This is a genomic window from Brumimicrobium oceani (genome assembly GCF_003143775.1).
Taxonomy (GTDB): Bacteria; Bacteroidota; Bacteroidia; order Flavobacteriales_D; family Crocinitomicaceae; genus Brumimicrobium; species Brumimicrobium oceani.
Genome location: NZ_QFRJ01000001.1, coordinates 329,230 through 348,194, shown reverse-complemented (window position 1 = coordinate 348,194; position 18,965 = coordinate 329,230). Strand labels below are relative to the sequence as shown.

The window sequence follows — 18,965 nt, the reverse complement described above, 5'->3', positions numbered from 1 at the left end:
TGTAATAATATAAAATGGAAATTGTTCAAATTATTAGAAACTTCGCCACTGGAGGTGCAGAGAGATTTGCCATTGATCTTTCCAATAGACTGTATTTAGACGGTCACAAGGTAACGATCATTCGATTTTTTGATGATGCAGATCAGAATATATTGGAATCTGAAATAAACGAAGGAGTCAAAATAGTTACCATTCAAAAGAAGCCAGGATTTGATTTTTCATTGATATTTAGAGTTCATAAATTTCTAAAAAAACTAAAGCCAGATATTGTTCACACACATCTAAATGCTTTTAACTATTGCTTTTTATCCTATTTTATTTCCAGAAAGACTAAATACTTCCATACTTTACACAGTATGCCTGTAAATGAGGCGATCAATAAAGTGGATTTATCCATCAAAAAACTAATCTTTAAATCCGGCATCGTTAATCCAATTAGTATTTCAGACGAAGTGCATCAGGAAAGCCTAATGCTCTATGGAAGTAAAGTTCATTTAATTTATAACGGAAGAGTTGAGCCCAAAAGAAGCAATTTATTCCCAGAGGTTAATGAATTAGTTAAAAAAATAGAGACAAAAGACAATATCCCTGTAATTATAAATATTGGCAGTTTTAAAGAAGCTAAAAATCAAAAGATGCTCATCGAAGCAATCAATGAGATCAATGAAAATGGAACGAAAGTCAAATTAATTGTTCTTGGAAATCCAGCGAGTGGTAAAGATTATGACCGTATGACAAAATTGGCAAACTTGGAGCACATCCACTTTTTGGGAATGGTGAACAACCCCACAGATTATATGTTTGCCGCAGATTTCTTTTGTTTAAGCTCGCTTTGGGAAGGCATGCCCATTTCATTAATTGAAGCTTTTGCAACTCATTGTTTGGCCATTTCAACTCCTGCAGGCGGAGTAAAAAGCATGATTAAAGATGGATTTAATGGACTAATCACCACAGATTTTGATAAAGAAAATCTAAAACTCAAAATAATTGAAGCATTAGAATTGTCAGTTGATTCAAAAAGAAAAATCGAAGAAAACGCGTTTACTGAATTCATTAGTAAGTTTTCTATTGAGCAATGTGCGGTTGAACACACAAAACTATACGAAAGCAAATGTTCATAAAAAGCCTAAATTCAGACAATTATATAGTGAAACAAGAAGTCAAAACAATTTTTTAAAATGATCAATAAAGCACTGGTTTTAGGATATTTCGGTTTTGAAAACAATCACCTCGATGGTCAAACCGTTAAAACGAGAAATATTCTTGACTTACTTAAAACGAAAGAACCTACTGAATTCAAACAAGTTAACTATTTTGATACGCAGAGTTTCCAGAGAAGTAAGTGGAGGATATTTAAAGTTTTCCAAAGTGTAATACAGTCTGACATTGTTTATTACTTGCCTGCACAGAATAACTTAAGATTCATTTTCCCGTTTATCTTTATATTGAGTAAGATATTCAATGTAAAACTTCACTACATAGTAATTGGCGGATGGCTTACGGAGTTTCTAAATGGAAAACCTTTACACCGTTGGATGCTTTCAAAAATTGATGCTGTTTATCCAGAACTTGATGAATTATCCACTACGCTAAAAACTAAATTTGGCCTAAAAAGAGTTTATCAGCTTCATAATTTTAGAATTACTGATTTTCAACCTTCAGAAATAAAAAAATCTGGTGAAATAAAATTAGTTTTCATGGCGCGAATTCATCCTTTGAAAGGAGTGAAAACACTCTTTGAACTGGAGAACGAAATTCAAAAACAAGGAATAGCAAAGCTTACGATAGACGTTTATGGTCCGATTTATTTACCTTTTGAAGAAGAGTTCAATGCACTACTTTCTGAGTCACAGATTGTAAAGTATCATGGTGTTCTTCAAGCTGAAGATATTTATAACACACTTCAAAATTACGATTTACTTCTTTTTCCAACGCAGTTTTATACAGAAGGCTTTCCAGGGACTATTTTAGATGCATACATTTCCAAGGTTCCTGTTATTGCTACCAAATGGAAATATGCTAATGAATTTATTGAAAACAATAAATCAGGTAAAATCGTAACTTTCAATGATTCAAATGAATTTATCAACGAAACAATTAAATTAGTTCAAGATAAAAACGAGCTATTGAAACTCAAAGAAGGAACTCAAAATCTTGTACATAAATTTAGTGCTGGAGAGGCATGGAAAGTTTTAAAATCAAAAATAGATTTACCTTCGTAACTTCAATGTAATTTGAAATATTAAAATTCAAAATAGAATGGTACATTTATATGCTAGAAAACCGGAGAATAATCGCAAAAAGTGTCTATAGAAATGCCTAAAATCTCAATAATTTGTCCAACTTATAACGAAGAAAAGTACATTGCTAACTGTATTCTTTCTATGATTGCTCAGGATATTGAGCTAACAGCTATTGAATTGCTTTTTGTTGATGGTCGAAGCACCGATAAAACGCGTGAGATTATAAAAACTTATCAAAAAACACATCCATTTATTCATCTTATTGACAATCCTGAAAAGACGGTTCCTTATGCCATGAATTATGGAATTAAGGCTGCAAAAGGTGATATTATCATGAGAATTGATGCACATGCTCATTTCGAATCCAATTATGTTTCTGTATTGAGCAAGGCATTAATTGAGTTGGATGCTACGAATGTTGGAGCGGTTTGCAAAACAGATGTCATTAATAAAACACCAAAAAGTTTAGCGATTCGAGAAGTTTTGAGTAATAAGTTTGGTGTAGGAAATTCATTATTTCGTATTGGAATTGATAAAATCACCGTTGCCGATACTGTTCCTTTTGGTTGTTATAAAAAAGAGGTTTTTGAAGAATATGGATTGTATAATCCCAAACTGACAAGAAATCAAGACATAGAACTGAACAAACGAATTCTAAGAAATGGCGGAACAATATATTTGGTTCCTGATACTTTTTGTACCTACTACGCCCGTGAAAATTTTACTGATTTAGCCAAAAATAACTTCCAAAATGGAAAGTGGAATATTTTAATGATGAAATATACGAGGAATTTAGACTCTCTATCTATTCGACATTTTATCCCATTTATATTTGTCATGTCTATGCTTATTCCAATTATTTTTAGTCTTTTCTGGTTACCATTTATTTGGCTTTCTGTTGTTTCACTATTGGCATACTCTTTTTTAATCAGCAGTATTAGTGCGAAAATATCAGCGAAAAACAAACTTGATTTCACTTCCCTGTTTTTAGCCTTTTTTACGCTGCACCTTTCTTATGGTACAGGATCTTTGGTCGGGTTAACTCAATTAATAACAAAAAAGAAATGATACTCAAACGCATAATGGATTTCTTCCTGGCCTTGTTCGGACTTTTGCTGATTTGGCCACTTTTATTAATCGTTGCAATGCTCATCAAGATAAAAATGCCCGGTGGTCCAGCTTTTTTCAAACAAAAACGTGTGGGGCAACATGGAAAATTATTCACGATGATTAAATTCCGTTCCATGTCTGTTTCTCACAGCGGATCTAGTATTTCGGTGAAAGGAGAAAGCAGAATTACACCTTTGGGAGAGAAACTACGTGCTTATAAAATTGATGAACTCCCTGGATTGTGGAATGTATTAATCGGTGACATGAGCTTTGTAGGTCCCAGACCTGATGTTCCTGGTTATGCAGATTTACTGACAGGAAGAGACAGAGATATTTTAAAATTAAAACCCGGAATTACAGGTCCTGCAAGTTTAAAATATAAAAACGAAGAAGAACTATTGGCAGAACAGGACGACCCTTTTCACTATAATGACCATGTGATTTATCCTGATAAAATCAGAATCAACTTACTTTATTTAGAACGCCACAGTTTAAAACTGGATCTTCAGTTGATTTTCCAAACAGTTTTGGGCGGTTTTGATGAAAGCAAATGGTAGAATTAGTTATTTTGCACTGTGAGAGTGCAAATATTTTAAAAAATTGCACTGTGACAGTGCATTTTTAGTAAGTTTGTATCAAAAACATATCATGGATTCGTTATTCAAGCATTCTAACAAACTAATTTCTGAGACAGAAACGGACTTTACACGTTATATGTATCACAGAATTAATTGGAAAAATAGATTCTTAGGATTAATCGGTCCGCGTGGTGTAGGGAAAACAACAATGATTCTTCAATACATCAAAAAAAATCTTCCGCAAAGTCAAACACTATATGTAACCATGGAAGATTTTTATTTTGCGAAAAATCGTTTGTTAGATTTAGCGGACACTTTTACAAAGAAAGGTGGGAAATATTTATTTATCGATGAAATTCACAAATACTCAGATTGGTCACGAGAATTAAAATTAATTTATGATTATCACAAAGATTTAAACGTCGTATTCACGGGTTCTTCCGTTTTAGACATTAAAAAAGGAAATGCAGATTTAAGCCGAAGGGCAGTAATTTACTCAATGCAAGGCTTATCTTTTAGAGAATATTTAATGCTTTTTCAAGGAATAGATGTTCCTGAATTCACTTTAGAGCAAATTTTAAATCACGAAGTCGAAACACCAAATATCCCAAATCCATTAGCTTTCTTTGATGAATATCTCAAAAAAGGATATTACCCCTTTGCCAAAGAGGAAGATTTTAATTTGAAATTACAACAAGTCGTTAATCAAACGCTTGAAATTGATATCCCAACTTATGCAGAAATGAATGTGGCAACAGGCAGGAAATTGAAACAGTTATTGGCTGTGGTGGCAGAAAGTGTTCCGTTTAAACCAAACATGAGCAAAATTGCTGAAATGCTAAATATTAGCAGAAATAATATCGCCGATTATTTCTTGTACATGGAAGAAGCAGGAATGTTAGCACAATTAAGAAGTAACACAGGAGGAATTAGGTCCTTAGGAAAAATTGACAAAATATACTTAGATAACACTAATTTAGTTTATGCTCTAGCCAAAGAAAATCAAAATGTTGGGAATCTCAGAGAGACCTTTTTCATAAATCAGTTGAAAGTAAATCATGAAATTACGTCTTCAGCCTTGTCGGATTTCAAAATGAATGAAATAGATTTTGAAGTTGGAGGAAAAAATAAAGGACAAAAACAATTGATAAATGCAGAAAACGGCTATGTAGTGAAAGATAATATAGAAAAGGGATATTTGAATACGATTCCTCTTTGGCATTTTGGTTTGATGTATTAAAAGAGTTATTAAGAAATATTTTGCTTGTCAAGAACACGAATAAAACTAGATAATAAAACAATATGAACTCAAAAATATGGCTTTCGTCTCCACACATGGGCGGACACGAGCAAGAATTTATAAAGCAAGCATTTGACGAAAATTGGGTAGCTCCACTGGGTCCCAACGTAAATGGATTCGAAGGAGATTTAGAGAAATATTTAGGAGACAAAAAACATGTCGCTGCCCTAAGCTCGGGAACTGCTGCCATTCATCTCGCTTTAATTATGCTTGGCGTTTCACAAGGCGATTTTGTCATTTGTCAATCAATGACTTTCTCTGCCTCTGCTAACCCGATAGTTTATCAAGGCGCTCATCCTGTTTTTATTGACAGTGAAACCAGAACTTGGAACATGTGTCCAACAGATTTGGTAAACGCCATTGAAGGAACGATAACAAAACATGGAGTAAAACCCAAGGCTATAATTGCTGTTCACTTATATGGAATGCCTTATCTATCGGATGAAATAAATGCAATTGCTGAGAAATATGATATTCCTGTAATTGAAGATTCCGCGGAAGCTTTGGGAAGTAAATACAATGGTCAAGAATGTGGAACACTTGCTCAATTCGGAATTCTTTCTTTTAACGGAAACAAGATCATCACAACCTCTGGTGGAGGCGCTTTGGTTTGTCCAAATGAAGAAATCAAAAAACGTACAATATTTTTCGCCACTCAATCAAGAGACGCTGGCGTTCATTATCAGCACAGTGAAATAGGTTACAATTACAGAATGTCAAACATCACCGCTGGTATTGGCCGTGGACAAATGATGATTTTGGACAAACATGTAAAATTGCGCCGTGCTAATTATGAATTTTACAAGGAAAACTTGGGACATCTTCCAGGATTTGAATTCGTAGATGAATTAGAAGGAATTTACAGTAACCGTTGGCTAACTGCGGTATTAATTCACCCAAACGAAGCAGGATTCACAAGAGAAGATTTAAGATTAGCCTTGGATAAAGAAAATATCGAAACTCGGCCACTTTGGAAACCAATGCACATGCAACCCGTTTTTGAAAAATATGATTATTACGGAACAAAAGTAGCCGAAGAATTATTCGAAATTGGATTGTGTTTACCAAGTGGTTCTAATCTAACAGATGAAGATAGAGCGAGGATTTTAAAAGCAATTTTGGCAGTTGTGAATAGATGATTTAAGATTCAAAAATATCCATTCGCACTCTCACAGTGCAAATATCATCATAAAACGCACTCTTACAGTGCGTTTTTTTATTTCCAAAAGAAAACCGTCTATATTGCAATGACTTCAACTACTTTTAGAGTCAAGTTCAAACTGGTTTCTCTCTAGTTCACCAATTATCTCGTGTCATTCATAACTAAATTGAAAATCAACTATATACCCTACTTATCAACAAATTTTGTTTATAACTAGGTCCTAAATTTCAAATCCAAAATCACATTCTTATCTATATTTGACCCAAAATCCATTTGTTAGGACATCTTGATGTTATCAATAATAATGTCAAATGAAAATTAGAGGAATCATGTGAAATTCATGAACTGTTGCGCAACTGTAAGTGGTCAAAGCCATAAGTCAGATACTCAATCTTAACAAGTAGAATTTTGTTTTCGCATGAAAAACAAGGTTCCGAAGCGAGTTAATTCTCCATCTTCCCTCCTATTTTTTATGCCTTTGTTTTATTAATAATTAAACTATTTTAAAATGGGCATTTTTGACAAAAGAACGAATTACAAGCCATTTGAATATCCAGAAGTAATGGATTTCATTGAAAACATCAACAGAACTTTTTGGGTACATTCTGAAGTGGATTTTACTGCCGACACACAAGATTTTCATTCTCATCTCGACGAAAGAGAAAAACAAGCCATTAAGAAAAGTCTGTTGGCCATCGCACAAATTGAAGTCTCAGTGAAATCTTTTTGGGGAAATCTATATCAACACATGCCTAAACCTGAATTAAACGGATTAGGAAGTACTTTCGCTGAATGTGAATTCCGACACTCAGAGGCTTATTCAAGACTTTTAGCGGTTTTAGGCTACGATGAAGAGTTCCAGCATGTCATTGAAATTCCAGCGATTAAAAAACGAATTGAATATTTGGAAGAAGCGCTCCAACATTCAAAATCGGATGACAAAAAGAAATACATCTTTTCTTTGATCTTATTCTCTATTCTCATTGAAAACGTTTCTTTGTTTAGTCAGTTTGCAATTGTTCTTTCATTTACTCGTTTTAAAGGACTCATGAAAAACGTGAGCAATATCATTTCTTGGACTTCAATTGACGAACAAGTCCACGCGAAAGCAGGAGTTTTTCTTGTGAATAAAATTAAAGAAGAATACCCAGAATTCTTCGACCAAGAAACAGTAGAAGAAATTAAAGAAATTGTTAGAAATTCCATTCAAGTTGAATCTGAAATTTTAGATTGGATTTTTGAAGACGGAGAAATCGATGCGATAAGCAAAGAAAATTTAATTCACTTTATGAAATTTAGAGTAGATGAAAGTCTTGAAGAATTGGGCATTGAAAAACTGTATCATATTTCAACTGAACAATACAGACCAATGGCATGGTTTGAAGAAGAAATTTTTGCCAATTCTTTAGATGATTTCTTTGCTAAACGTCCCACAGAATATACAAAGCACGATAAAAGTATTAGCGCGGCGGACTTATTCTAAAATCAGATTTATTCAATCGAGCAAAATTTAATTCGCTTTTCTAACAACGGGAGAAAAGCAAAAGTTCGACTGTTATTTCTTTTCAAAAATTGATCAAAATTACTTCAAAACGGTATTATGGAAAACTTATGGTGGCTCAATGATGAAAGTGAGCAAATTTTAAATCGAGGATATTTATTAAAAGGAGAAACGGTAAAAGGAGCAATCGAACGTGTGGCTACTGCTGCAAGTAAACGCTTATACAAACCTGAATTAAAAGAACCATTTATCGACCTTATTGAAAAAGGATGGATGAGTTTAAGTTCACCAATTTGGGCAAATATGGGAACAGAACGCGGATTACCTATTTCTTGTTTCAATGTTCACGTGCCTGACGGAATCGAAGAAATTACACACAAACTCGGTGAAGTCATCATGCAAACCAAAATTGGTGGAGGAACTTCTGGTTATTTTGGTGAATTGCGAGCACGTGGTAGCGCCGTAACCGATAACGGACAAAGTAGCGGTGCGGTTTCTTTTATGAAACTGTTTGACACAGCGATGGATACAATTTCTCAAGGTGGTGTTCGCCGTGGTGCATTCGCTGCTTATTTAGATATCGACCATCCTGATATTAAAGAATTTCTTCAAATTAAAGACATCGGAAGTCCATTGCAAAATCTATTTTCTGGTGTTTGTATTCCAGATTATTGGATGATAGAAATGATTGATGGCGACATGGAAAAGCGAGAAATTTGGGCAAAAGTCTTGGAATCACGTCAACAAAAAGGATTGCCTTATTTGTTCTTCACAGACAATGTAAATAAAAACAAACCTCAAGTCTACAAAGACAAAAGCATGAGCATTAATTCAAGTAATTTATGTTCAGAAATTATGTTGCCTTCAAGCGAAGAGGAATCGTTTATTTGCTGCCTTTCTTCCATGAATTTAGAGTTATATGACGAATGGAAAGATACAAATGCAGTTCAATTGGCCATTTATTTCTTAGATGCCGTTTTACAGGAATTTATCGCCAAAACAGAAAATAATTACTACTTGGCTTCAGCAAATAGATTTGCAAAGCGTCACCGTGCACTTGGTTTAGGCGCAATGGGATGGCATTCTTATCTTCAAAAAAACATGATTCCATTTGAAGGAATGCAAGCCAAGCAATTAACATCTTCCATCTTTTCTCACATTAAAAATGAAGCGGAGAAAGCTTCAAGAGAGTTGGCAGATATTTATGGCGAACCAGAATTGCTAAAAGATTATGGCATGCGAAATACCACACTTTTAGCCATTGCTCCTACAACATCTTCTTCCGCTATTTTAGGACAAACTTCTCCAGGAATTGAGCCTTTAAGCAGTAATTACTACAAAGCTGGATTAGCAAAAGGTAACTTTGTAAGAAAAAACAAATACTTGAAGGAATTACTAGTAGAAAAAGATTTAGACAACGAGGAAACGTGGAGAAGCATCATGCTAAATCAAGGAAGTATTCAGCATTTGAATGAATTAACTGCTGAAGAAAAAGCTGTTTTCAAAACATTTAAAGAAATTAGTCAATTAGAGATCATTCAACAAGCTTCGATTAGACAAAAATTCATTGACCAGTCTCAAAGTTTGAATTTAAATATTCCCTCTAATTTACCAGTAAAAGACATCAATAAACTAATTATTGAATCTTGGAAACTAGGCGTTAAAACTTTGTATTACCAAAGAAGTCAAAGTGTTGGAAAAGAGTTTGTGGTTAAGAACTTGGTTGAATGCGTGAGTTGCGAAGGTTAAAATATAAGTAAAAAGCAGCTCCTTTGGAGCTGCTTTTTACTTATATTTTAACAATTACGAATGAAATAATTACGAATTACGAATTGGGGTTACTTCGATTTTTAATCCTTCGGATGAAAGTTATAAAGTAAGAAATGGTTGAATATTTGAAATTGGATCAATTCAAAAATGAAATCAACTGAAATGCTTAGTGGTTGTTTCCCAGAATTCTATTTCACTCTCAAATTCCCTAATTACCATTCTATTTTCAGAATGGATTTACTTTAAGAACTAATTATAAGCGTTCATCTCTGGTTAAGGAAATTCGTAATTCGTAATTCGTAATTGAGCAATTCATAATTGATTTTACCATTCATTTCCTTTACCCGTTCTCTTTTCTTCTTCCTCAATTAATTTTCGCCAATTATCTGTTCCATCTTCAGAATCTTCCAAAATCGCGCTATAATCTTTTTTTGATAAATCGAAAACAGCGATTTCAGTACCGTTGTAGGCTTCAATTGCTGAAAGTAGAATCTTTTCTTCTTCGCTACAAAATGAAATGGCTACACCTTTTTCTTTTCCACGCCCCGTTCTTCCTACTCTGTGAACATAGTTTTCTGGTTCTTCGGGTAAATCATAATTAATTACCGCTCCAATTCCAGGGATATCGATTCCTCGCGCTGCAACGTCTGTTGAAATCAGAACGGAAACTTCATTGTTTTTAAATTGATCTAAAACTTTAAAACGGTCTTTTTGTTCCACATCTCCGTGGATGGTTACCGCTTCAATGTTGACACGTTCCATTGCTTTTTTCACACGTTCTGCTCTAACTTTCGTTCGCACAAACACCATTATTTTTAAATCATCGTTTTCTTTAATGATATTTTCCAAAAAGAATCGCTTGTCGTCCATTTCAACGAAAGTCACCGCATGTTCGATGTTTTTGGCTACAGGATCCTTAGGAGAAATCTGAATACGAATAGCATTTCGCACCAAATTATACGCGATTTTCTTAATCTTCTTATCAATCGTTGCAGAAAAGAACAAAGTTTGACGTTTTTGAGGAATGTGACGCATTAAATCTTCGATGTCTTTAATGAATCCTAAATCCAACATGTGATCGGCTTCGTCTAAAACCAAAGTTTGCAAACGATCAACTTTCAAAACTCCTTGTGAAATCAAGTCAAACATTCTTCCGGGAGTAGAAATCACCACATCAATTCCATTGTCCAAATCTGTGATTTGATCATCTTGCGAAACTCCTCCCATCAAAGAGCGAGAACGTACATTAACGCCCTTCCCTACTTCAACGAAAACCTGTTCCACTTGCTCGGCCAATTCTCTTGTGGGAACCATGACCAATGCACGAACAAAATGCTCATCATTCTTTTCTAATTGATTATGAATTGAATTTAAAATAGGAATCACGAAACTCGCTGTTTTACCTGTTCCCGTTTGCGCAATTGCCAGGACATCTTCTCCATTTAGAATTGGTTGAATGGCCTTAAACTGAATATCTGTAGGTCTCGACCAACCTAGATTTTTAATTTCAGTCTTTATTACTTTCGCTATTTTATAATCTTCAAATTTCATGGTGCAAAATTACGATTTAAAGTTGGAATTGTGAATGCAGTTTATTTGAAATGATTTTTAAAAAAGCCTGTGTGCAAACCTCTTTAAGCGGGAATCCTGAAAGCAATAACTAATCAATGATAAAATGTAGGTGTTTATTTTGTTTCTTCCGCACTAATGTCACCAATTTCAATCTCTAGTTTCTGAGTATTTTGATTTTATTTCATTTATTTTCAAAAATCTTCAAAAATCTATTAATCCCAAAACATCAATGAAATCAATGCTATAACCGATAATAACCACTTACAAGCGACTATTATTCGACAACAAATGATTAATAACCAAATAAAGTTTGCTGCTTACCCCAACTTTGCAGTGTCGATGGCTGAGAGACAGCTTGAGAAAATGTTCAAACCATTATTAATTAAAATTTACAGACATGAACAATTTAAGAAACACAGTTAGTTTAATCGGGAATTTAGGTGCTGATCCTGCAATCACACAATTTGGTGACAAGAACTCAGTAGCACGTTTTAGCGTTGCAACGAAAGAGGTGTACAAAGACAAAAAAGGTGAGTATGTGCAAAACACAACATGGCACAATGTAGTAGCCTGGGGAAAAAACGCAGAGCTTTGTGAGAAGCTGCTTAAGAAAGGAACTGAAATAGTTTTGGAAGGGAAGTTAGTGAACGACTCTTATGAGACGAAAGAAGGTGAAAAACGCTACAAAACAGAAATTTCTTTGCGGGAATTTATGTTAATGAACCGCGACAAAGACAAAGCTCAAGCAAGTAAATAATAAACGGTAAGTTGAAAAATTAATGAGTACTCGGGAAAATCTCGGGTACTCTTAACAGGACAGTCAGAAAATGTTTGGTTGTCACAAAATAGTAACCTTAAAACACATCATATCATGAGAGTTCAACAAATGAATCACGTTAATTTAATCGGTCAAATGTCATCAGATCCAACTTTTATTGAAATGGACGGAGGCAAAAAAATAGCTAAATTCTCTTTGTCCACAAAAGAGAACTATTTGGATGAAGAAGGAAACACCAAAGACACCAAGAATTGGCACAAAATAACCGCTTGGGGAAAATGGGTTCCAATATTAGAGCAATTGGGAGCTAAAGGTCAAGCCTTGGCCATCGAAGGAAGATTGAGATCACGTTTCTACAAGAACAAAGGCAAAACGCAGTCTTTTACGGAAATAGAAATCAATGATTTGGTCATTCTTTAAAGCAAGACTGGACAGATAGAAAAAAGTTAAATCAAATTAATTCAGCTCTGCCCTATTCTATGGGGTTTGGGCATAAAAATCAGAAATCATGAGAAATCAAATTCAATTAATCGGAAATATAGGCATCGATCCAGAAATCACAAATTTTGAAAGTGGTGCAAAAAAAGTACGTTTCACCTTGGCAACCAATGAACGCTATGTTGATAAAAATGGAACAAAAAAAGACAAAACATTTTGGCACAACATCCATGCTTGGGGACCCACGGCAAATTATATTGCAAAATCAGGAAAGAAAGGAACTCAGATGGCAATTACTGGGAAATTAGTTACCAGAAAGTACTTATCAAAGACTGGAGAATCTAGGTCCTTTACTTCGATTGAGGTAAAGAATGCGGTAGCGTTAAGCTAGGAAAAGCAATTCAGAAAAAAATTGGAGACATGATCTTTGGAATTTCAACTCTTAAATGATGCGGTTATCCCAAAAGCATAAAAATTACGAAAACCTCTTGCTATTCAACAAAGGTGTTTTATGAAAGGAACGCCCTGCTTACCTCCTAAATCAAAACGGTATGCAATTTCGAATAGATAGTTTTAAATGAAGATTAAAACTTAAATTAAGTACGCAGTTCTCCGCTGCGTACTTTTTTGTTTTTGCCTTTTAGCTCTTTGAGCTTTTCATTGGTAATTTGAACTTTTATTTTAGGATTTCGCCATGATTTGGATCGATTGCTAGGTGGTTTGAATTTGCAAGGGTTTATTAAGAAGAAATAGGGCGGATTTGGAATAGGTTAAATGACTAAAAAATCAAAATCACTCCTTGAAGAATTGCTGTTTAAATTTACCTCACCAATTCATAGGCCTTATACCAATAAAAGAAAGCCTCAGGGTTAGTCTTTTTAAGCTTATTCAATTTTGTTTCAAAGGGTTGTTCTATTTTCCATGATACAATTTCTAAAGGTGAAGAAAAACGAGAAATATCTTCGGTTCTCGATTGAATGATTGCAGAAAGATAGGCAGCTTTAGAAGCAAGTATCATTGCTCGTTCCAAATGGAAGGTTTCGGAAAAAATAAAGTTCTTAATGTTCCGAATACCTTTTTGAAGTTCCTCAAAATTGCCAATTCCTCCCATTCCCCTAGTAGAAATAACCAAAGAGGTTTCGTAAATATCTTTCAGCACGTCTAGTGGAGTACAATCTGAAATATTACGATAAGCTAATTCTGTTTTTGCAAATTGATTGAAGACCATAGAGACAGCCTCAATATTCTCCACAATGTCAAATAGATTTCCAATATCAAATAATTGCTTAATAATTTCAATTTCTTTATTTCTATAATAGGGAATACCTGTTGTTCTTGGTGCAAATGCCGTTAACTTATCACCTAAAATCGCTTCAGAAATTGGCATTTTTACAGTTATATTTTCATGTATTGACTTAATAAATACGGAAGTAACCTCGATTCCTTGAATGTATTTACCATAGTGACTTTTCTCATAAAGAATATCTAACAGTATATATTCTTCCTTTGATCTAGAGTTTGTAACGGGCTTGTAATAGAATTTATAATGCGCTTTTTCAATTTTCGAAAGATCTGTTCTTTTATCAACTTTGAAATGAATAAACTCTGATTCTTGGATTAAGATAGAAAAGACATCTTCTATTCTGTGGAGCTTTTCCGAAATAATAATATCGATATCAATAGAAAATCTTTTTGGTTCTGAAAGCAACAACATCAGTGCCGTTCCTCCTTTAAATACAAAGTCAATTTCAGCTTTTTGCAGTAGTTCCAAAAGATATAGCGCACGAATCACCTTTCTACTAAAATAGGGTCAGCATTATATTTTTTCGCAATTCCAACTATCCAATCTTCTGATAATGAATCCTTATGTATCATGTTTTTGATTTAGGTACTTACAACAAGTTACTGCTATTTTTCCAAACTACCTATCAATGTCTTAATTTTTTCTTTTCTTCCCCTTCTTTTTGCATAACGCAACATTCCTACTTCATTTAAATGATATTTCTCAAAGGCGTTTTGATAGATATTATTCATTTCCGCACCTTGAAAAGTAGCGTAAACAGCTGGTTCGCATTGAATATCCACAAGGATTTTCTCTAAAGTTGAGGTTTTTACACTACCTACTTTAGTTGTTGGTGCCTCTGTAACGAGTTTAATAATCAGTATAGGCTCTTTTGCATTAATGACATATTTATTCATTATTTCTTCCGAAGGATTAAGAAAGACATCTTTCCTTTTAGCACTTAATTCGTAAAAGACTGCCTCCATTGCATCATTTTCTACTTCGAGAATTGTATAAAACTTTCCTGGTTGGTGAAGCATGAATTCGTTTAGCCACCTAGTCGACCATAAGCAAACATCTATGAATGGGAACTTTTTCAGCACCATTCTTGAAAGCTGTTTTAAAGATTGACTCACCTCTGGTTCAAATTTTTCCACTTCCCTCTCAGAAACCGAGTAAACACCTCTAGAAATTCTATGTAAAATACCTTTTTCTGTAAGTTGATGTATTCTCCAGTCAATAGTTGTACGTTTGATGCTGTCTTCAAACTGATTATAGAAATCAAATAAATCTTGAATAGTGATTTTGTCAATCTTATTGAAAGAACTTTTTAGTTGATCTATATGTAATGTGTTGTTTTCGATGATAATGTGTTTCGACAAATATACAAAAAATTCACTATGATTTGGCAATAAATTATATTTATTGCCGTATCATAGGGACTATAACAAACTGAAACACAACTTCTAATTAGACATAGATTGTGGATTTCAATTGGAAACAAGATTTTTTCATATATTTGATAATATGGAAGTTCAAGTAAAAATAGGATTTAATCAATTAGTGAAAATAGTAAAAACACTACCTAAAAATCAGTTGAATAAACTTCTGAATGAAATTGAAAAAGGAAAAATGACTGAAAAGTCAGATTCAATTCTTGAGGAATTACTTTTGAAAGGTCCAGTCGCAACTAAAAAACAACTAGAAACCATTACAGAAAATAGAAACTCGATAAATCTATGGCGCAAATCTCCAATCTAAGATTTTCTCGGATTATAAATGGATTGATGTGTTTTTTTATTTAGAATCATTTCACCACATTGTAGAGACGAACGGCCGTTCGTCTCTACAATGTGGTGAAATCCTAAATCCTAAATCTACTGATCCAACAAATATGCAAATACCAAAGGCGCTACAATCGTTGCATCCGATTCAATAATAAACTTAGGCGTGTCAATACTCAATTTCCCCCAAGTGATTTTCTCATTTGGAACTGCTCCTGAATACGAACCAAAACTTGTAGTAGAATCTGAAATTTGACAGAAATAACTCCAGAATGGTGTGTCCTCGCGCTCCAAATCTTGCGCTAACATTGGCACAACACAAATTGGGAAATCTCCTGCGATTCCTCCACCGATTTGGAAGAAACCAATTCCTTCCTCTCCAGCATTGTTTGTATAGTAATCTGCCAACCACATCATGTACTCAATTCCTGATTTCATCGTGGAAGCCTTCAATTCTCCTTTGATACAATAAGAAGCGAAAATGTTTCCTAAGGTTGAATCTTCCCAACCTGGAACAACAATTGGTAAGTTTTTCTCCGCTGCTGCAAGCATCCAAGAGTTTTTAGGGTCAATTTCATAATACTGCTCTAAAACTCCTGAATTCACTAGTTTAAACAAGAATTCATGAGGGAACATACGTTCTCCTTTGTCTTCTGCATCTTTCCATACTTTAAAAACGTGATCTTGCAAACGACGAAATGCTTCTTCCTCAGGAATACATGTGTCAGTTACGCGATTCAAGTGGTTTTCCAATAAATCCCACTCGTCTTGTGGTGTTAAGTCACGGTAATTTGGAATTCTCTTGTAACTGTTGTGCGCTACTAGATTCATTAAATCCTCCTCCAAGTTTGCTCCTGTAGTTGAAATCATATGAATTTTATCTTGGCGAATCATTTCTGCCAAAGAAATCCCTAATTCGGCCGTACTCATCGCACCAGCAAGTGAAACCAACATTTTCTTTCCTTCGTCAAGGTGTTTTTCGTATCCTTTCGCAGCATCTACAAGTGCTGCAGCGTTAAAATGTCTGTAATTGTATTCAATAAATTCTCTAACTTTTCCCATTATGAATTAAATTTATAAGTTAATGTTTTATATAATAATTTTGCTGCCATGAAATCTGGCGCTGGCACTCCTTCTACTGGAGCCAATTCAACAATATCAAAACCAACTAAGTTTTTTTCTTCTACTACTCTTCTTACCAAAGTAATTACATCGTACCAATACAATCCGCCTGGCTCTGGTGTGCCTGTGGATGGCATAATTGAAGGATCAAAAACATCCAAATCAATTGTCAAATACACTTCTTCTCCTAGTTGATCTAATACCTCATCCATCCAATTAGAAGTGGAGTTAATGCGATACATATCAAAGAAGTTGTCTTCGTTTACGAATGGTAATTCTACTGAATCCATACTGCGAATTCCAACTTGAACTAAATTCGTGTTTTTTGAAGCGGCATGCATTGCACAAGCATGATTACAAGCTGAACCATGAAATTCTGGACGTAAATCTGAGTGCGCATCCAATTGTAAAACCGTAAGATTCTCGTATTTCTTTTTAAATGAACGAATCGCTCCAATAGAAATGGAATGTTCACCACCAAAAAGACTTACAAATTTCCCTGTCTCTAAATATTCATCAGTAGCTTTTTCTACTGCGTCGCACATTAATTCTGGTGATTTGTCCTCTGTAACTGCTGGAGCAACGAAAATTCCTTTTTCATACACCTCAGAATTTGTTTCAATATCGTACAATTCCATATTTTCTGAAGCGTCCATTAAAGCTTCAAATCCTTTGTCGGCACCTTTCCCGTAGGTCGAAGTTCCGTCATAAGGCACAGGGATAATCACTACCGCTGCGTTTTCTAATTTCCCTAATTCTTCAGGGATTCCTGCAAATGTTCTCATTAGTATCCTAAGATTTTAAGCATTTCTTCACTTGTTTGTTGTGGAGCAAATAGTTCATCTACTAATTTTCCGTTTTCATCATGACTCAATAAAATGTGTTTTGGACTTGGAATCAAACAGTGCTTAATTCCCCCGTAACCTGAAATTGATTCTTGATACGCTCCACAGTTAAAAAACCCAACGTGCATTGGTTCTTTCTTATTATAAACCGGTAAATAAATTGCGTTTGTATGTTGTTCTGAGTTATAATAATCATCACTATCGCATGTTAATCCACCCAAGAAAACACGTTCGTATTTCTCATTCCAACGGTTGATTGGTAGCATGATAAAACGTTTACTAATTGCCCAAGCATCTGGAAGGGTTGTCATGAAAGAACTATTGATCATATTCCATTTCTCTCTGTCGTTTTGCTTTTTCTGATCCAAGATAGTGTACACCATTCCTCCTGCTTCAGCCACTGTGAAAGAGCCAAATTCCGTGAATATATCTGGGTGACGTGCATCTACATGGTCAGCCGACATTTTAATTTGTCCTATAATTTCATCAACCAAATATTCATAATCAAAATCGAAAGCCAAAGTGTTTTTCACTGGGAATCCTCCTCCAACGTTCAAATAAGTAATATCTGCGTCATTCTTAATCAAGTTTTCATATACGCTTACGAATTTGTGCAACTCGTTCCAGTAGTATGCATTATCACGAATTCCTGTATTCACGAAGAAATGCAACATTGAAAGTTTAAATTTCTTGTGATCTTTTAATTTCCAGTTGTAGAATGAAACAACATCTTTATATCCAATTCCCAAACGAGAAGTATAGAATTCAAATTTTGGATCTTCCTCAGATGCAATACGAATTCCGATTTCTAATTCTTGATCAATTTGTTCATCTAGAATATCAAATTCTTGAAAGTTATCAATTACAGGAATCACTTTCGTAAAGCCCAATTCCAATAATTCTTTGATTTTCTTAATATAAACTTCCGTCTTGTATCCGTTGCACAAAACATAAGTGTCTTTATCTAGCTTTCCTTTTTTGTGTAAAGCAATTAAAATATCGATATCAAAAGCTGAACTCGTTTCAATATTGGTTTTGTGTTTTGTACACTCTTCCAATACGAAGTTAAAATGTGAACTTTTCGTACAGTAGCAATATTCGTACTTCCCTTTGTAATCTTGCTTTTTCATGCTTGAATGAAACCAATTACGACAACGTTCAATCTGCTTTCCAATTACAGGAAGATAAGTAAAACGAAAAGGAGTTCCATATTTTTCAATCAACGCATTCATGTCAATTCCTCTGTATGACAATTCACCATTTTCAACGCTAAACTCCTCTTGTGGAAAGTCGAACGTTTGCTCTATTAAATCTTGATATTTGTTTTTCATTTTTTATTTCAGAAAAAAAATTGGTTAAAAAATCTCATCTTATTAAAAGATTAAATCGCTGCAAATTTGATTCAAAAAAGTGATATAAAATACTAATAGATAAAAGTTAGTATATTTTACTGTTATACTGTATATTTGTAGTTAAAATA

18 protein-coding genes are annotated in these 18,965 nt (G+C 34.2%); 12 read left to right on the top strand and 6 right to left on the bottom strand.

Annotated elements, in window-relative coordinates:
• Positions 1-14: 14 nt before the first annotated feature.
• From DIT68_RS01540 to DIT68_RS01505, 8 genes are all read left to right on the top strand, one after another.
• Positions 15-1,121, top strand: a complete 1,107-nt coding sequence (locus DIT68_RS01540) for a glycosyltransferase (RefSeq protein ID WP_109358047.1) — start codon at positions 15-17, stop codon at positions 1,119-1,121.
• A 57-nt stretch (positions 1,122-1,178) separates the two neighbouring features.
• On the top strand, positions 1,179-2,222 hold the full coding sequence (locus tag DIT68_RS01535; protein ID WP_109358046.1) for a glycosyltransferase: 1,044 nt from the start codon (positions 1,179-1,181) through the stop codon (positions 2,220-2,222).
• 93 nt (positions 2,223-2,315) lie between these two features.
• Positions 2,316-3,311 (top strand): glycosyltransferase family 2 protein, encoded by a 996-nt coding sequence (locus tag DIT68_RS01530; protein ID WP_233244133.1) that lies wholly within the window; start codon positions 2,316-2,318, stop codon positions 3,309-3,311.
• The gene (locus DIT68_RS01525; protein WP_109358044.1) at positions 3,308-3,910 is read left to right on the top strand and encodes a sugar transferase; all 603 of its coding nucleotides are present in this window, start codon (positions 3,308-3,310) and stop codon (positions 3,908-3,910) included. Before DIT68_RS01530 ends, DIT68_RS01525 begins: the two co-directional genes overlap by 4 nt.
• 91 nt (positions 3,911-4,001) lie before the next feature.
• Complete coding sequence (locus DIT68_RS01520) at positions 4,002-5,171, top strand: ATP-binding protein (protein ID WP_109358043.1); 1,170 nt, start codon at positions 4,002-4,004, stop codon at positions 5,169-5,171.
• 62 nt (positions 5,172-5,233) lie between these two features.
• Positions 5,234-6,370 (top strand): DegT/DnrJ/EryC1/StrS family aminotransferase, encoded by a 1,137-nt coding sequence (locus tag DIT68_RS01515; RefSeq protein ID WP_109358042.1) that lies wholly within the window; start codon positions 5,234-5,236, stop codon positions 6,368-6,370.
• A gap of 531 nt (positions 6,371-6,901) precedes the next feature.
• Positions 6,902-7,876 carry a ribonucleotide-diphosphate reductase subunit beta gene (locus DIT68_RS01510; protein ID WP_109358041.1) on the top strand — a complete coding sequence of 325 codons (975 nt, stop codon included), beginning with the start codon at positions 6,902-6,904 and terminating at the stop codon, positions 7,874-7,876.
• Positions 7,877-7,993: 117 nt separating this feature from the next.
• Positions 7,994-9,643 carry a ribonucleoside-diphosphate reductase subunit alpha gene (locus DIT68_RS01505; RefSeq protein WP_109358040.1) on the top strand — a complete coding sequence of 550 codons (1,650 nt, stop codon included), beginning with the start codon at positions 7,994-7,996 and terminating at the stop codon, positions 9,641-9,643.
• A 345-nt stretch (positions 9,644-9,988) separates the two neighbouring features.
• On the opposite strand, the gene DIT68_RS01500 is transcribed toward DIT68_RS01505, so the two are convergent.
• A complete protein-coding gene (locus DIT68_RS01500; protein WP_109358039.1) occupies positions 9,989-11,215 on the bottom strand; it encodes a DEAD/DEAH box helicase in 1,227 nt (408 codons plus the stop codon).
• Between the two features lie 418 nt (positions 11,216-11,633).
• Here DIT68_RS01500 and DIT68_RS01495 point away from each other — a divergent pair, with 418 nt between their 5' ends.
• The 3 genes from DIT68_RS01495 to DIT68_RS01485 all read left to right on the top strand — a co-directional run bounded on the left by DIT68_RS01495 (position 11,634) and on the right by DIT68_RS01485 (position 12,843).
• Positions 11,634-11,993 carry a single-stranded DNA-binding protein gene (locus DIT68_RS01495; protein ID WP_109358038.1) on the top strand — a complete coding sequence of 120 codons (360 nt, stop codon included), beginning with the start codon at positions 11,634-11,636 and terminating at the stop codon, positions 11,991-11,993.
• Positions 11,994-12,107: 114 nt separating this feature from the next.
• Entirely contained in the window at positions 12,108-12,434 is a 327-nt protein-coding gene (locus DIT68_RS01490) for a single-stranded DNA-binding protein (RefSeq protein WP_109358037.1), read from the top strand.
• An 88-nt stretch (positions 12,435-12,522) separates the two neighbouring features.
• Complete coding sequence (locus DIT68_RS01485) at positions 12,523-12,843, top strand: single-stranded DNA-binding protein (RefSeq protein ID WP_109358036.1); 321 nt, start codon at positions 12,523-12,525, stop codon at positions 12,841-12,843.
• A 429-nt stretch (positions 12,844-13,272) separates the two neighbouring features.
• Here DIT68_RS01485 and DIT68_RS01480 read toward each other — a convergent pair whose 3' ends face one another.
• Both DIT68_RS01480 and DIT68_RS01475 read right to left on the bottom strand, forming a co-directional pair.
• Complete coding sequence (locus tag DIT68_RS01480) at positions 13,273-14,244, bottom strand: nucleotidyl transferase AbiEii/AbiGii toxin family protein (RefSeq protein WP_233244132.1); 972 nt, start codon at positions 14,242-14,244, stop codon at positions 13,273-13,275.
• 116 nt (positions 14,245-14,360) lie between these two features.
• The gene (locus tag DIT68_RS01475; RefSeq protein ID WP_233244131.1) at positions 14,361-15,146 is read right to left on the bottom strand and encodes a DUF6577 family protein; all 786 of its coding nucleotides are present in this window, start codon (positions 15,144-15,146) and stop codon (positions 14,361-14,363) included.
• Positions 15,147-15,261: 115 nt separating this feature from the next.
• On the opposite strand from DIT68_RS01475, the gene DIT68_RS01470 reads away from it, so the two are divergent.
• Positions 15,262-15,495, top strand: a complete 234-nt coding sequence (locus tag DIT68_RS01470) for a hypothetical protein (RefSeq protein WP_109358035.1) — start codon at positions 15,262-15,264, stop codon at positions 15,493-15,495.
• Positions 15,496-15,611: 116 nt separating this feature from the next.
• Here DIT68_RS01470 and DIT68_RS01465 read toward each other — a convergent pair whose 3' ends face one another.
• Genes DIT68_RS01465 through DIT68_RS01455 form a run of 3 tightly spaced genes read right to left on the bottom strand, consistent with a single transcriptional unit; the run spans position 15,612 to position 18,816 of the window.
• Positions 15,612-16,580, bottom strand: coding sequence for a deoxyhypusine synthase family protein (locus DIT68_RS01465; RefSeq protein WP_109358034.1), 969 nt, complete (start codon positions 16,578-16,580; stop codon positions 15,612-15,614).
• Positions 16,580-17,425, bottom strand: a complete 846-nt coding sequence (speB, locus tag DIT68_RS01460) for an agmatinase (RefSeq protein WP_109358033.1) — start codon at positions 17,423-17,425, stop codon at positions 16,580-16,582. Before speB ends, DIT68_RS01465 begins: the two co-directional genes overlap by 1 nt.
• Positions 17,425-18,816 carry a type III PLP-dependent enzyme domain-containing protein gene (locus DIT68_RS01455; protein ID WP_109358032.1) on the bottom strand — a complete coding sequence of 464 codons (1,392 nt, stop codon included), beginning with the start codon at positions 18,814-18,816 and terminating at the stop codon, positions 17,425-17,427. The genes speB and DIT68_RS01455 overlap by 1 nt, the downstream gene beginning before the upstream one ends.
• Between the last annotated feature and the right edge of the window lie 149 nt (positions 18,817-18,965).